Annotated in this window: 13 protein-coding genes; 1 reads left to right on the forward strand and 12 read right to left on the reverse strand. The window is 36.7% G+C overall.

Annotated features, from left to right (window positions below; all coding sequences use genetic code 11):
- Positions 1 to 169 precede the first annotated feature (169 nt).
- Positions 170 to 709, reverse strand: coding sequence for a dCTP deaminase/dUTPase family protein (locus tag ACE025_RS07480; protein ID WP_485938981.1), 540 nt, complete (start codon positions 707 to 709; stop codon positions 170 to 172).
- Positions 710 to 1,279: 570 nt separating this feature from the next.
- On the opposite strand from ACE025_RS07480, the gene ACE025_RS07485 reads away from it, so the two are divergent.
- Entirely contained in the window at positions 1,280 to 2,407 is a 1,128-nt protein-coding gene (locus tag ACE025_RS07485; RefSeq protein ID WP_485938983.1) for an ABC transporter ATP-binding protein, read from the forward strand.
- 130 nt (positions 2,408 to 2,537) lie between these two features.
- Here the strand turns inward: ACE025_RS07485 and ACE025_RS07490 are convergent, their stop codons facing one another.
- The 11 genes from ACE025_RS07490 to ACE025_RS07540 all read right to left on the reverse strand — a co-directional run bounded on the left by ACE025_RS07490 (position 2,538) and on the right by ACE025_RS07540 (position 14,129).
- Positions 2,538 to 3,278 (reverse strand): polysaccharide deacetylase family protein, encoded by a 741-nt coding sequence (locus ACE025_RS07490; RefSeq protein WP_485938985.1) that lies wholly within the window; start codon positions 3,276 to 3,278, stop codon positions 2,538 to 2,540.
- A 41-nt stretch (positions 3,279 to 3,319) separates the two neighbouring features.
- Positions 3,320 to 4,261, reverse strand: coding sequence for a 1,4-dihydroxy-2-naphthoate polyprenyltransferase (gene menA, locus ACE025_RS07495; RefSeq protein WP_485938987.1), 942 nt, complete (start codon positions 4,259 to 4,261; stop codon positions 3,320 to 3,322).
- A gap of 43 nt (positions 4,262 to 4,304) precedes the next feature.
- Positions 4,305 to 5,378: an FAD:protein FMN transferase gene (locus tag ACE025_RS07500; RefSeq protein ID WP_485938989.1), complete on the reverse strand. Its 1,074-nt coding sequence runs from the start codon at positions 5,376 to 5,378 to the stop codon at positions 4,305 to 4,307.
- Between the two features lie 100 nt (positions 5,379 to 5,478).
- Positions 5,479 to 5,961, reverse strand: a complete 483-nt coding sequence (locus ACE025_RS07505) for an FMN-binding protein (RefSeq protein WP_485938991.1) — start codon at positions 5,959 to 5,961, stop codon at positions 5,479 to 5,481.
- 209 nt (positions 5,962 to 6,170) lie between these two features.
- Positions 6,171 to 7,148, reverse strand: a complete 978-nt coding sequence (locus ACE025_RS07510; RefSeq protein ID WP_485938993.1) for a polyprenyl synthetase family protein — start codon at positions 7,146 to 7,148, stop codon at positions 6,171 to 6,173.
- A 33-nt stretch (positions 7,149 to 7,181) separates the two neighbouring features.
- A complete protein-coding gene (locus ACE025_RS07515) occupies positions 7,182 to 7,607 on the reverse strand; it encodes a NusG domain II-containing protein (protein ID WP_485938995.1) in 426 nt (141 codons plus the stop codon).
- 173 nt (positions 7,608 to 7,780) lie between these two features.
- On the reverse strand, positions 7,781 to 9,649 hold the full coding sequence (locus tag ACE025_RS07520; RefSeq protein ID WP_485938997.1) for an FAD-dependent oxidoreductase: 1,869 nt from the start codon (positions 9,647 to 9,649) through the stop codon (positions 7,781 to 7,783).
- 319 nt (positions 9,650 to 9,968) lie between these two features.
- Entirely contained in the window at positions 9,969 to 10,553 is a 585-nt protein-coding gene (locus tag ACE025_RS07525; RefSeq protein ID WP_485938999.1) for a Gx transporter family protein, read from the reverse strand.
- A gap of 237 nt (positions 10,554 to 10,790) precedes the next feature.
- Positions 10,791 to 11,606, reverse strand: a complete 816-nt coding sequence (locus tag ACE025_RS07530) for a tryptophan-rich sensory protein (RefSeq protein WP_485939001.1) — start codon at positions 11,604 to 11,606, stop codon at positions 10,791 to 10,793.
- A 126-nt stretch (positions 11,607 to 11,732) separates the two neighbouring features.
- The gene (locus tag ACE025_RS07535; protein ID WP_485939003.1) at positions 11,733 to 13,466 is read right to left on the reverse strand and encodes an ABC transporter ATP-binding protein; all 1,734 of its coding nucleotides are present in this window, start codon (positions 13,464 to 13,466) and stop codon (positions 11,733 to 11,735) included.
- 123 nt (positions 13,467 to 13,589) lie between these two features.
- Complete coding sequence (locus ACE025_RS07540) at positions 13,590 to 14,129, reverse strand: methylated-DNA--[protein]-cysteine S-methyltransferase (RefSeq protein WP_485939005.1); 540 nt, start codon at positions 14,127 to 14,129, stop codon at positions 13,590 to 13,592.
- Positions 14,130 to 14,291: the final 162 nt, after the last annotated feature.

Raw genomic sequence — 14,291 nt, forward strand, 5'->3', positions numbered from 1 at the left:
GTTGAACCTCTCTTTCTTAAACTTACAGAATCACTATCTTTATTTTACCACATTTGACAAGCTGAATGGGCTTTAGATCGAGCAATAAGCTTAAATATCCTTTAATTTTTTCTTTATTACAATAGTATATGCAAAAACTTTTTAAAACAGTGTTTATTTGCTTGAAGACTTATTTTCCAGATGAGCCAAAGCCGCCAGTACGCAAGATCCCTTCATTTTGATCTTTATCTGCTTTCAAATACGGCATGAAAATTCCTTGTCCGATACGGTCTCCTTTTTTAACAACATAATCAGTTAATCCATAATTAATGAATTGAAAGTAAATATGTCCTTCATTTTTTTCGTTCCCGTAATAGTCTGCATCAACGATACCCACTCCATTAGGCATAGACATTTGATTTTTGATCGGGTTGCTCGAACGGTTTGCTAATTGCAAATATTCGTCTTCCTGCATATAAGCCTTTATTCCTGTAGGTACAAGCGTAGAAGCTAAATAAGCTTTGTTTTCTTCCGGAAGATTGATAGAGTCTGATTTATCTGGATTACTGAGTGCTTGATTTTTCAATAGTACGTTCCAAATAGAAGGAATCACAATATCTTCGGCTGCTTGAAAGTCATAACCCGCTGCTTTTTGAGTCGCTCTTTTGGGCAGCTCAATGCCTTTTCCTTCGTACGATGACACGATTTCAAAACCTCTTACTTTATTCATTTGATAATTCCTTTCTTGGTTAAAGAATTTCCGCTTCATTTGCAGATATTATCTTACTAGTTTAGCACAATCTCCACACCTCATGAATAGAATTCTTATAATTGCCGCGACATACGCACGAAAAATTCTTTTTATTGAATATCAGATGTTTGTTTTTAAAAAGGATTTATGTCAACGAGTGGATATCGGCAATGGATGAAATTTTTGAAGGAATAGTGGTTGCTTGTATCCATGTAAAAGATGAAATACGTATTATGGAGCGTTCCTACGCTCCGTTTGAGGTTTGAAAACTTTGAGACTACAGGCTCCAGACGATTCCATGGCTCTTCACAAGCAAACACGTCCGTTCCGGAAGAAATTTCATTACTAAGTCCACAAAACTATTGAACACAGTTCTTATTATTTAATTTTTTTCATGTGTATGGTGTGTGTAATTACCGATTTCGCTTCCTGAGCAATTTGCACAAAGAACGCTTTCTATTTTTGTGCACTCCAACATTTGAAAAAGACAGCGTTTACAATATACTGATGATATTCAAACAAACACTTTATTTAAAGGGGATAAACGACATGGTAGAAATGGCATTAAAACAAATTCATAAGCGTTATGACAATAGTGATACTTACTCAGTAACAGACTTCAATTTAAACATAAAAGATCGTGAGTTCATTGTATTCGTTGGACCATCTGGATGCGGTAAATCTACTACACTGCGTATGATCGCTGGTTTAGAAGAAATCACAGAAGGCGAACTTTGGATCGGCGACACAATGATGAATGACGTTGCACCAAAAGACCGCGATATTGCAATGGTTTTCCAAAACTATGCTCTATATCCTCATATGACTGTATACGACAACATGGCTTTCGGGTTGAAGTTGCGTAAATACAAAAAAGAAGAAATCAAAAAACGTGTTGAAGAAGCTGCAGAAATCTTAGGATTAACAGATTATTTAAAACGTAAACCAGCAGCTCTTTCTGGTGGACAACGTCAACGTGTAGCTTTAGGACGTGCCATCGTTCGTGACGCAAAAGTATTCTTGATGGATGAGCCTTTATCCAACTTGGATGCTAAATTACGTGTAGCCATGCGTGCTGAGATTGCTAAACTACACCGTCGCCTTGAAACAACAACAATTTATGTAACCCATGACCAGACAGAGGCTATGACTATGGCTGACCGTATCGTTATTATGAAAGATGGATTCATTCAACAAATCGGTTCTCCTAAGGAAGTTTACGATACTCCAAACAATGTATTTGTAGCTGGTTTCATTGGATCTCCAGCAATGAACTTGTTTGAAGTAACTCTAAATGGAAATATGATCTCAAATGGAAGAGATCTAGAGATCGAAGTTCCTGCAGGTAAATTAGGCTTATTGAAAGAACGCGGATACGATGGCAAAAAATTGGTTTTCGGTATTCGTCCAGAAGACATCCACAGCGAACAAGTTGCAATTGACGCTAGTCCAAATACTGTCGTGACATCTGAAGTAGTGGTATCTGAATTATTAGGTGCTGAAACCATGCTTTACTCAAGAGTCGGCGACACGGAATTCATTGCTAAAGTTGACGCACGCGACTTCCACAATCCTGGCGAAATGATCGAATTAGCTTTCAATATGAACAAAGGTCACTTCTTCGATTTAGAAACTCAAGAAGTTATTCGCAGAGAGCCTGTAACGATGACTCCATAATTTTATCTTACATGATTACCCCTTTTTATCCTTTCTGTCTTTTCCGGCAGAAAGGATTTTTTTATCCGCTGCCTAAAAAAGCAAGGTAAAACTCTTTTAGAGCTTTACCTTGCTTTTTTATATTCTATTTTTACTCTACTATTTTTTTAAATTCTTCCAGCGAGATTCCTAATGGAACAACTTCTCGGTGTAATGCAAGTGTTTTTGTTGTTTGCGTGTTCAACCCAGTTTCGCATGTAAAAGCAAACTCAATACCTATTTTTTCTAAACGCAGCATATCTTCTTTGTTGTATATTCCAAAGGGGTAAGCAAATACTGAAGGCTCTTCTACAAAAACTCCGCATTCAGTTATGTCTCGTTTCAATTCTTCAAAAGAGACATTTTGAAGAGCAGTACTGTCGTCTACGTATCGTTGATGCAACAGCGTTGTATGATTAGCTGTTTTGACAATGTCTCTCATTTCTGATAATTCTTTTTTGCTCATCGTGACAGAAAGATGAGGTATATATGCTTCTTTTTCTTCGCTTAACCATCCTAATACTACAAAAGAAACGATGGGGAAGTTGTGTCTTTTTAGAATAGGGTAGGCATACTCTTTGAATGACTGATATGCATCGTCAACCGTTAATAAAACAGATTTCTTCGGAATATCTTTTCCTGTGTAATATGCCATTACTTCTTCAAGTGTCAATAAATGATAGTTTTCTGCTTTCAAATACGCCATCTGCTCTTCAAAATCTTCGACATATGTAAACAAAGGTCGCGGCAGTGCATCTTGATAATCTTGCGCGACTTTGATTAAAGATGGACCTGTTTCAGTTATTTCATCTCGTTTTCGAAATTCGTGGTAACACAATGTTCTAAATCCCATGTACCTTCAGCCTTCTTTCTGCTTAATCAATCTAATGGGCATTACCTAAACAAGATACCCAGACTATACAGTACAATCTGTGCTCCGTGATACACCACTAAATTCTTGATAGCTAATCCGAATGTGGTCGCTTTATCTTGTTTTTTTCTGAAAAGTTGAATATTCTTTTGCACAATAGGAAAAACTAACCAAATTCCTAACATCCACATCGGATTGACGCCTGCAAAGACAGCCAGCGTAGACGCAGCAAAAGCTCCATAGTAAAGCCACGCATACAATTTGATCGCCAAAGGTTTTCCGATATAAAACGTTAATGTATATCGGTGATTGGTAATATCTGTTTCGTAGTCGCAAATGTTGTTCGATAGCATAATATTAGCAATCGTAAATACCAGCGGCAGCGAAGCTAGAAATATAGCCGCAATATTTTGCAAACTGCCGCTCAGCATAAAGCTTGGCCAATCGAGTACAAGTGCTGTCACAAGTGTAGGCGGAACATTGATAAATACAGCAATAAAAAATATACCAAACCCCATTGTTAATCCAGACATCACTTCTCCCAAAGGCATTCTAGAAATGGGAAACGGACCAAAAGTATACAATATCCCTACTGCAAAACACAGCGCACCAATGACTAATAACAAAATATTGGTTCTATAAACTAAAGTCAATCCAATAATGGCCGAAAAACCAATCATCAATACAATCATTATGGTGGCTTGTTTAACCGATAAACCGGCTCTTCCTAAAATATTTTCATGTTCTTTGTAATGCATATTTTTAGCTTTAACATAATCCATTGTATTATTGATGGCCGTCGTCGCCATGTCGAACACCAACATCGCTATAAAAAATAATATTGTATTAACTACATTGAATTCTGAAAAATAATAGATTGAAAATAATATACCTAAAGTAAAAGGGAACAAGCTGGCTAATTTAGTTCTGATTTCTACTAATTCTAAAAAAACGGGAATACTCATATCGTGCACTTCCTTCAATGTTTGTTGTCTGATTTAAACCTATTTATTGATTGACCCAAGTATATTCTTCATTGGTCAACACAAAGTTGTCTTTCATACCGTTTGAAGTGTAAACTTCTTTTTCTTTTGTAATGAAGACAGCCTCTATATCATCACGATTATTTACATACTCCAAACCTTTTTCCACCCCAAGACCAAACACTACTGTAGAAAGTGCATCTCCATCAACTGAACGTTCTGAAATAATAGAAACACCAGCAATTTCATTGTCAAATGGATACCCAGTTTGAGGGTTCATTAAATGGTGGTAAACTTCTCCATCTACTTCCAAATAACGCTCATAAATTCCAGAAGTCACGATCGAGCGATTTTTTTGCGCCGTTTTCCCAACTGTTTCTCCTCTTTCGGATAACGGGTCTTGTATCCCAACGTTCCAAGCTTCTCCTTCTCTAGTAGGCGAACCTCCCATAACGATGACATTTCCACCTAAATCTATAATAGCTGTGGTAACACCTGACTCTTCAAATAACTTTCTTATTTCATCTGCAATATAGCCTTTAGCAATGGCTCCTAGATCTAATTTCATACCTTCTTCACTCAGGAAAATACTTTTATTTTTTGTATCGAACTCCACTTTACTGTAGTCCACCAATGGTAATGCAGCATCAATTTCACTCTGTTCAGGTTTTCTCGCATCATCAAATCCAATCCGCCATAGATCTGTGATCGGTCCGACAGTATAATCAAATCCTCCATTAGAGATCTCACTATATTCAGCAGCTGTTTTGACTAAAGGATAAACATCCTCAGACAGTTCTACAGCTTCTTTCCCAGCCAATTCATTAATTTTGTCTATTTCTGAACCAGGTTCATTGACCGTTACTTTATCTGCCAGCTCTTCTACTCTTTTGAAACCATTTTCCAGAACTGCTTCTTTTCCTTCGTCATAAATGCGTAAAGTCACATAAGTTCCCATCAAAAACTCTGTTTGTTCATAAGGAGTTTTCAATAAATTTTGCTCTTCTTCAGCATTTGAACCGCAAGCAGCCAACAACAAAAAGCACATTCCTGTTAAAAACCAAACGATGCTTTTTTTGTTTTGATCATTTCTTTTCATTTTCACTTTCTCCTCACTGGTTTTCATCATAAATAAAACAGGCAGGAACATGTTCTGCCCCTACCTGTTATTATAAATAAATTATCGAGAATAGAAACTATTAGTTGTCGATTTCGATTGTTTCAGTTTTGCCTTCTTCAGCTGCATCAATCAATTTTTTTGCATATTCTTTAAATGATTCTGAAGAATGAGTTGCTCCAGTTACGACTTCTACTGCTTCAGGATCTTGAGTTTCAACTAATTGTTCATTTAGTTCAGGGAAGTAATCAGCAGGACCTACTCCAGCAACTTCTGCCATTTTTTCTTGGTAAACTTCATCTTCTGATTTTTTAGCGCCTGCTTCATTTAAGTTCTCGTAGTTTGATTCAGTGATTTTACCGCCTTCAACAGTAATTGAAAAATCTGTTTTCCATCCATTTTCATCAAGGTTTTTTTCTACCAATTTGTAAGTTCCGTCTTGTAATCCACCTTCTGAAGCTGCTGATTCTGTAGTTCCGGCTGATTCTTCATTGCCGCCTCCACATGCTGCTAATACTAATGCTGATGCTAAAGTTAATGTTGATACAGAGAATAATTTTTTCATTATTAAAACCCCTTTTTCTATGTTTTTCCTATCTATTGTGCTTATTTTCACAAATAATTGCATTCCTTACTACGCTTTTATAATAGCACTTAGATTAGATAAAAACAACATTTTTTAGAAAGTTAACGAAGTTTTTCATTAACTTTTGAATTTTTAATGAACATCTTCAAAAACAAAAGGAAGAAACCTCTTTTCTAGAGGCTTATTCCTTAATTATTTCGCATTAACGCTTGCTCAGTAATGGTTAATAACTGTTTCTTCACTGGATTTTCTGGTAGTCGTTCAATTTGCTTCAAAGCTTTTTGAGTATATTTATCAGCTAATTCTTTGGCTTTCTCTTCTCCACGATATTGCTTAACCAGAAGGTGAACTTCTTCGAGTTCTTTATCGTTGATCAGTTCTTTTTTAGCAATGTATGGTTCAAAAGCTTGCCGGTTTTCTTGCATGGCAAATAACAACGGGGCTGTATAGATCCCTTTTTTAAAATCATTCATAATCGGTTTGCCCATAATATTAGTGTTTTGCGTATAGTCCAGTATGTCATCAATGATTTGAAATGCCAATCCGATATTATTGCCAATTTGATAAGCTGCTTTAGCTAACTTTTCAGACCCTTTTTCATAGGCACCCGCATAACAGCTTAAAGCAAACAGCTGGGCTGTTTTCCCTTGTATTTGATGAATGTAATTTCTCATTGTCATTTTAGGGTTAAAGGTCATGTCCATTTGATTCAATTCCCCGATGAGGATTTTTTCCATACCGTTATTATCGAGCTGCAATGCGCCTGCATCTTCAACATAATCTGACAATAAACGGAAACACACCGTAAACAAATAATCTCCTGTATAGACAGCTATACGATTATCGTATTGTGAATTAATCGTTTCTTGCCCTCTGCGCAAAGGCGAATCATCAATGACATCATCATGAACTAAAGTCGCCAAGTGCAACACTTCTATTGCAGCAGCTATAGCCTGAGCTTTTTTACTGTCTGCATCTTTTTTGTACTGTGAAAACATTATCGTATAAGCTGGGCGCAGCATTTTCCCGCCCGAAGACAGTAATTCTGTGATTTTCTGATTCACATCTTTATTCTTGATAGTTATATTTTTTTCGATTAAAGCGTTGCAAGCTTTTAATTCCGCTTGAAGGGACGGATATTTTTTCCACATTGGATGAATCTTCATACACTTTCTCCTCTATCTTTGAATACCTTGTTCTTAAGAGATAATATCTAACTCAGTCTCTATATCAGCATCAGGCTGACTAGGTTCTATTTCTACTAGCAAATGATTGGGCAGACAGACGATTGTTTCTCCAGCCGCATCGATTTCCCCTTTTCGTACACATAGTTGATCAGAACAATTGGCATCGGACATATAGACTTCTAGGCCATTTCGAATGATCTTGTTCTCATGTCCGTGCTCATCTTCGAAAACATACTCTTCTGTTTTCCCGTCATCTGCCAAAGTAAATTCCGCCAGTTGCTCACCATCTGCACTGATAACAGCTATCAACTCAGTGTCTTTTACTTGTGCTTGTGCATACGTAAAGATCCCCAACGGCAGAAAAGAAGCTAGCATTAAAGTAAGGACAATAACGACGTCCCAGCGGCGTACCATACTTAATTGTTTCTTTAAATCCATATATACACATCCTAAAATATAATAGAGTACGACGTAGAGTCGTCTCTTATAAACCATATGAGAACAACTCAGCGACTTTTCTTAAGCTTATATTTTATTGACTCATTTGTAAATCCATTAAACAAAATAAAGGATGAGACTATTTCTGTCCCATCCCCATTTTTTGTCGCGTCTTACTTTTGAATACCTTTTTCGTAAATCGACTTGACGTCTCCATACCACCACTTGCTTAATTTCTTTTGCAGCCATGGCATAACATAATAGTCTAAACCTAAAGCTCGACCTGACCCATTCATCAATGAGAATGCAACCGGAATGAACCAAATGTTTACCCAATAGAACATACCAGAAAGCGCAAATGAAATAACTAAAGCAATCGTAGCAGCATTAGCCAACCACGTAAACAATCCTACGATAATAGCTAATCCGATCAATAATTCAACGATCGTCATGAATTTTTGGAAGAACAAAGCAACATCTTGATTAGGAATCATGATTTCCATGATCCAGTTAAACCAGCCTGGAGCTTTACTGAATACCATCATTGGTTCTTCACCGTATACATAGCTTAAACCAAATACCGGCTTAGCAACAACTTCTTCAACTGCCTGAGAAGCTCCTGTAGTAGGGTCTTTCAACCATTCAAACGGCAAGACGATTTCGTCTCCAAACCATGAAGTTGTACCGAATAAACCAAAAGTCTTTTTCAAACCTTCCCAAGCCCACATACTACCATAGAATACTCGCAATGGAACTGACCAAAGGATATTTCCTAAGCGTGACAAATGACCTCTGAAGATATTTCGTTCGTCTTTGATAAAGAAGAATTCGTGTCTGATATATTGAACAAAGTAAAAGGCTGATCCGATAGTCAAGAAGTATAATAAGTTCACCATATGTTTGACAAACATAGCGATAAATCCGCTTAAATGGATTTTATCCATCAAATAAGCTACACCATAACGAGAACCGATTGATACCATGAATCCTTGATAGTTTCCTTTATGTTTCGTTTTTTCTTTGCCTTCAATAGAAGCAATGATGTTAGCTGCTGCTGTATGTCCTGTTTGTTCAGCACTTTGAACAATTTGAGGAACTGGAGTATTGTCTTTTTCAGGTTCTTCGTAATAAACGATGTCCCCAGCCAGGTAAACATCTTTTACTCCTTTAGCTTCCATATATTCGTTAGCAACTAAACGACCAGCTCTAGCTGTTTCCATTCCATAACCTTCAACATCTGATGTAGCTTTAACACCAGCAGTCCAAATCAAAGTATGAGTTGGGATAACTGTACCATCAGTTAATTCGATGGACTCTTTTTCAACGTTCGCTACACCATTTCCTTTGATGATTTGAATACCTTTTTTCAACATGTAGTTTTCAGCTTTTGTTTGTTCTTTTTCAGTTACCACACCAAGAATTTTTGGGGCAGCTTCTACTAAATACAAACTGAATTCATCTACATTTAATTTATTGTCTTTAGCTAAACGTTCTTTCCATTCCATCAATTCTCCGACCATTTCAACACCAGTGAAACCTGCTCCACTGACTACAGTCGTCAACATAGCTTTTCTTTCTTCAACATCATGTTCATTAGAAGCAGCTTCTACCGTGTCTTTGATATGGCGACGGATAGCATTTGCATCTTCCCAAGACCATAAAGTAAACCCGTTTTCTTCTACTCCTGGAACGTTGAATGTGTTTGGCTCTCCACCCATAGCTAAGATCAAGTAATCATAAGTAAATACTGCCTTAACGGTTTTAACTGTTTTAGCATCATGGTCTACATGAAGAACTTCATCTGTAACCACATCTACATTTTTTTGACGAGCAAATAATCGTTGTAAATCGTATTGGATCGCATCTGGTTCTACACGTCCAGCAGCAACTTCGTGTAACTCAGTCATATAAGTTTGGTAAGAATGTTTGTCGATCAAAGTAATCACAACATCTTTATCTTTTTTAAAGTGTTTCGACAATTTTTTAGTAGCTGCTACGCCGGCATATCCAGCTCCAACTACAACAATATTTTTTGTTGCCATCTAAAAAACCCCTTATCTTTTCTTTTCTATAATTTGTTATCATGTGAGCAAACAAGTGCAAAAAAAATTTACTTACTATTTATTATTACGAGTTAATTATAATTTATTCCTTTTGTTATGTCTACACTGATCAAGCAAAAATATTGATATTAAATGATTTGTTCTCATTTCTGTCAATTGTATGCGTTTAACTGTTCTGTATTTCACATGCAAGTCTGAGATAAAAGAAAAACTAAACAAAGTACCTATTAATTAGATTTCTTCACTCAAAAAAGCCTTTGCAAAAACTTCCTGAGTTTGTCTTTGCAAAGGCTTTTCATTAATTATCCAAGTTGTTTTTTAACGAAGCTTCATACCATTCTCTTGTCAGCTTGTTCTTTTTTGCTTCTTCATTTTGAATCTTTTTGATTGTCGCGACATGTTCCATTAAATAATTAGCCGCTATACCGACCGCTATTCCTGCAAATATTCCAGAAAAAGAAAGAATCGGAAGATACAGCATCACACTGAAAGATTGTGCAATAGAGCTTGCAACAATCAATTGACCAACATTATGTAAGATTCCTCCAGCAGCACTTACTCCAATCAAACTTACTCGTTTAGGGCCGAGCATACGAATAACTAACATCCCAAAGTAACTTAAAAAAGCTCCGGCGAAACTATACAAAAAAGTGGAAACTGTCCCACCTAATAAGGTAGTCACCAAAAGCCGCATCCAAACAACTTTAAAACTATCTTTATACGGCAGTGTAAACAAAGCCAGTATAGTGATCATATTTGACAGTCCTAGTTTCGCTCCTGGAGCAAATGCAAAAGGAAACGGAATAGACCGTTCTATTAATGAAATAACGACCCCTTGGGCAGCTAGTAATGCAATATACATCAAACGAGTATTTTTAGTCATACATCCTGATCCTTACTTTTAGATTAATAAAATTAGTTTACCACACTTTTAGCGGAAAAAGAATTTAAGAACGGACTGTTCTAGATCAGTTCTGTCTTTCTATTTAAAAATAACCAAGATATTTCCAGTCGTTGTAAAAAAAGAAACCCTGATTTAACTTAGGGTTTCCTGTTTCTAGAAATAATCTACCTATTTATCATTTGATACTGATAGTTTCTAGAAGCTTGACTGCTTATTTTAATAAAAACTCTTTGCTCTCTTCTTACGTGTATACAATAGATACCCAGTTGTTCCGACCAAAACAATCATAGCAGCTATCGTAGTCCCAATAATCAACGGATAATCTCCTGCAAATCCGCTATCAGAGATATGCTTGTAGGCAATCCCAAAGTAAGCCCACAGAACCGTCAATCCATAAGCAATATCTTTATTGCTCATCATTGTTGCAACAGCAATTGCCACACCAACCAACAAAATAATGATCGTCCACGCCTCGCCTGACAGTCCCCAGCCATTCCAGTTCCAGTCTACCAATAGAGTAGTGACATTGGCGATGGTAGCTACCGTTATCCAACCAAAATAAATACTGAACGGTAAACGGATAAATATTTTATCAAGTTTTGACAAATGTGTTTGCACTATCGATTGATTGATTAAGATTAAACAAATCAATAAACTAGCAATCAATATCGTAGAAAGTCCAATAAATCGATAATGCCAAGCAAGAATCCAGCTAATATTCGCTAATGAAGAAAGGATGAATAAAATCCCGATTTTTTCGAGCCAATCTGCTGATGGCGGGCGCTTCCCTTTTTGCACAATGATTAATTGATAAACGGCATACCCTGCCAGCAGAACATAAATGACTCCCCATATGGAAAATGTCAGGCCTGCCGGAGCAAACAAATTGGGATAAGAATCAGATACTTCTCCAGTTGTAATTCCATTGATTGGAAGAATATTCGCTAAAGCGTTTGTTCCTATCATGGCCAAATAAGCTAAAACAACTAAATAATTAACAAATGATCGAGGTTGTCTTCTATTTGTCATCATTATTCTTTCGCCTCTTTTCCTTAAATATTAATTAAATGTATATTTTAAGGATATAACACTACAGTTGAAAATCCTAAATAAATGATTTACCATTCAATAACAGTCGGTTCTTCTCAATCTTTGACTCTAAGATAATTGCTGTTCAGCAAATTGTCTATATAATAAATGAGTTTCTTTCAACTCTTCATGAGTGCCGCAACCTGTTATTTGACCTTTTTCTATAAAAACTATTTTATCCGCATTGACTATAGTCGCCAATCGATGCGCAATAACGAATGTTGTCCTCCCTTTCATCAACCGAGTCAAGGCTTCTTGCACTACTTGCTCAGATTGACTATCTAAACTCGCAGTAGCTTCATCCATCAAAAGAATCTTAGGATCTCTTAAAAAGGCTCGTGCAATACTTATACGTTGTTTCTGACCTCCTGACAACATTATCCCTCTCTCGCCAACTTGCGTGTCTAACCCCTCTTTAAATCCTTTAATAAACTGGTCTGCGTATGCAAGCTCAGCAACTTCCCATAAACGTTTCTCTTTAATACTATCTGCATTTTCCAATCCATAGGTCAAATTATCACGAATCGTCCCTGCCATCATTGCACTCTCTTGAGAAACATAACCAATTTGTTTCCTCCATGAAGTTAATGAAAAATCGTAAATAGATCGATCGCCGATCATGATCTCTCCTGCATCTGGTTCATAGTACCTTTCTAACAAACTAAAAAGTGTCGTCTTTCCACCACCACTTGGTCCAGAAAAAGCAATCAGCTCCCCAGGGTGAGCGACCAAAGAAATATTTTTTAAAATAGACTCATCTTTTTCATAGCTGAATGAAACTCCCTTAACTGTCAACGTTTCCCCTGTGATATCTTCTCTCAGTCCTATTTGCCCACTTTCATCTGGCAGCTCTAAAATAGTTACAATCCGTTCCGTAGCACCTATTGTTTTGTTTAATTGAGTAAAGAATGTCGCAAATGAAGTGACTGGATAAATGATTTGAAATAAATACAATAAAAAAGCTACCAATGATCCAGTTGACAACGTCCCATCCGCCACACGTATCCCTCCATAAGCAAAAATCATGACAACTAAAGCCATCATAATTAAATACATTAGAGGGCCAATGACAGAAGTGATCTTCGATTCCTTCAGACCAATAGCAAATAAGCGATCAATTCCTTGTCTGCCTTTTACTTCTTCCACGGATTCTGCAGTTGATGATTTCATTAAGCGGATTTCACTAAAAGTTTGTTGAATACTTCCCGAAAATTCAGCTGTTTCTGCTTGCAATTCTCTCGAAATTTTTCCCATTTTTTTTCCTAATGGAATAATGACTAACAAAACAAGCGGAACAGACACTAGCATCAACAACGTCATTTGCCAGTCCATAAACAATAGAATCGTTACCGCACCGATGATCGATATAAGCCCAGCAACAAATTGCGGAAAATAGTAAGTAATCAAATCTCTTACGATGCCTGTATCATTAACTACCCTGCTGACTGACTGACCACTAGGATTAGCATCAAAATAGCCGACAGGCAAGCGAATCATTTTTGCCCATAAACGCTGCCTTAAGCGGGCTACCATTTGTTGACCAGCCTTTGCCAGTAAATAGGCTGACCCGCCATCTATTACTGCTTGTAAAAGAAATGCAGTTACAATAAGGCTGATAACTCCAACAGTCAGTGTCTCTAAAGTAAACTCATCCACGATATTCCCAGCTAATAATGGAATAGCCAACCCAACTAAAGTCGTTAATACACTCCCAATCAAACCAAATATCAAATATCCCTTTGAAACTTTAGTCGACAGCAACAACTCAATAAAACTTTTAATACCTTTTGGTTTAGTTTCCATCTCACAATTACCCCTTTTAGATTAAATGTTTCCTCTTTCATATCATAGCAGTCTGCAAACTATATCACTATCAGAACGTATTCTTTACAAAATAAAAAAAGCTCATCGTTTAGATGAACTTTTTTACATAGTTGCTTTTAAAAGGGGTGTATTGACTTTTTCAAGATCTAGCAATTCTTGTTTCATTTCTAAACCACCACGGTATCCATTCAATTTCCCATTCTTACCGATCACACGGTGACAGGGAACAACGATTGCAATAGGGTTTCTCCCAATAGCAGAACTCACTGCACGAATAGCTTTTGGATTTTCAACTGCCCAAGCAATATCAGAATACGTTCTTGTTTCTCCATAAGGGATATTCAACAGTTCTTTCCAAACCATTTTTTGAAAATTAGATCCTTCTACATCCAACGGTAAATCAAACTTCTTTCTCTTACCGGCAAAGTATTCTTTCAACTCTATACAATAAGGCTCCATAAAAATAGTATCCTCTTTTAATAATGTCCCGGGACGGTTTTTTTCAATCCAGACTACCAATTCTATTAACCCAGCATTTTGCGACCCTACAAAGGCTAATCCTTCTGCAGTAGCAGCAATTAAGTATTCTTTATCATTCAGACTAAGAGCACAATAACGCATTTCTTTAGTAGCTTCTTCCATAAAATACACTCCTTTTGATACTTATATGGAGCTGCGACAGGTATCCAGATTGAACCCTGCCTTTAGTTTCCGTATCTTTATCTTACTTTTATTGTACAAGGATTTCTAAAACTAAGATAGCTTAATAAAGAATAGTAATGTTATTGTAACTTAAATATGTAC

The organism is Desemzia sp. AGC72 (genome assembly GCF_057334175.1).

Coding starts and splice junctions, on each gene's coding strand:
- ACE025_RS07480 (WP_485938981.1), bottom strand. CDS start 709: ATGAATAAAGTAAGAGGTTTTGAAATCGTGTCATCGTACGAAGGAAAA.
- ACE025_RS07485 (WP_485938983.1), top strand. CDS start 1,280: ATGGTAGAAATGGCATTAAAACAAATTCATAAGCGTTATGACAATAGT.
- ACE025_RS07490 (WP_485938985.1), bottom strand. CDS start 3,278: ATGGGATTTAGAACATTGTGTTACCACGAATTTCGAAAACGAGATGAA.
- menA (WP_485938987.1), bottom strand. CDS start 4,261: ATGAGTATTCCCGTTTTTTTAGAATTAGTAGAAATCAGAACTAAATTA.
- ACE025_RS07500 (WP_485938989.1), bottom strand. CDS start 5,378: ATGAAAAGAAATGATCAAAACAAAAAAAGCATCGTTTGGTTTTTAACA.
- ACE025_RS07505 (WP_485938991.1), bottom strand. CDS start 5,961: ATGAAAAAATTATTCTCTGTATCAACATTAACTTTAGCATCAGCATTA.
- ACE025_RS07510 (WP_485938993.1), bottom strand. CDS start 7,148: ATGAAGATTCATCCAATGTGGAAAAAATATCCGTCCCTTCAAGCGGAA.
- ACE025_RS07515 (WP_485938995.1), bottom strand. CDS start 7,607: ATGGATTTAAAGAAACAATTAAGTATGGTACGCCGCTGGGACGTCGTT.
- ACE025_RS07520 (WP_485938997.1), bottom strand. CDS start 9,649: ATGGCAACAAAAAATATTGTTGTAGTTGGAGCTGGATATGCCGGCGTA.
- ACE025_RS07525 (WP_485938999.1), bottom strand. CDS start 10,553: ATGACTAAAAATACTCGTTTGATGTATATTGCATTACTAGCTGCCCAA.
- ACE025_RS07530 (WP_485939001.1), bottom strand. CDS start 11,606: ATGATGACAAATAGAAGACAACCTCGATCATTTGTTAATTATTTAGTT.
- ACE025_RS07535 (WP_485939003.1), bottom strand. CDS start 13,466: ATGGAAACTAAACCAAAAGGTATTAAAAGTTTTATTGAGTTGTTGCTG.
- ACE025_RS07540 (WP_485939005.1), bottom strand. CDS start 14,129: ATGGAAGAAGCTACTAAAGAAATGCGTTATTGTGCTCTTAGTCTGAAT.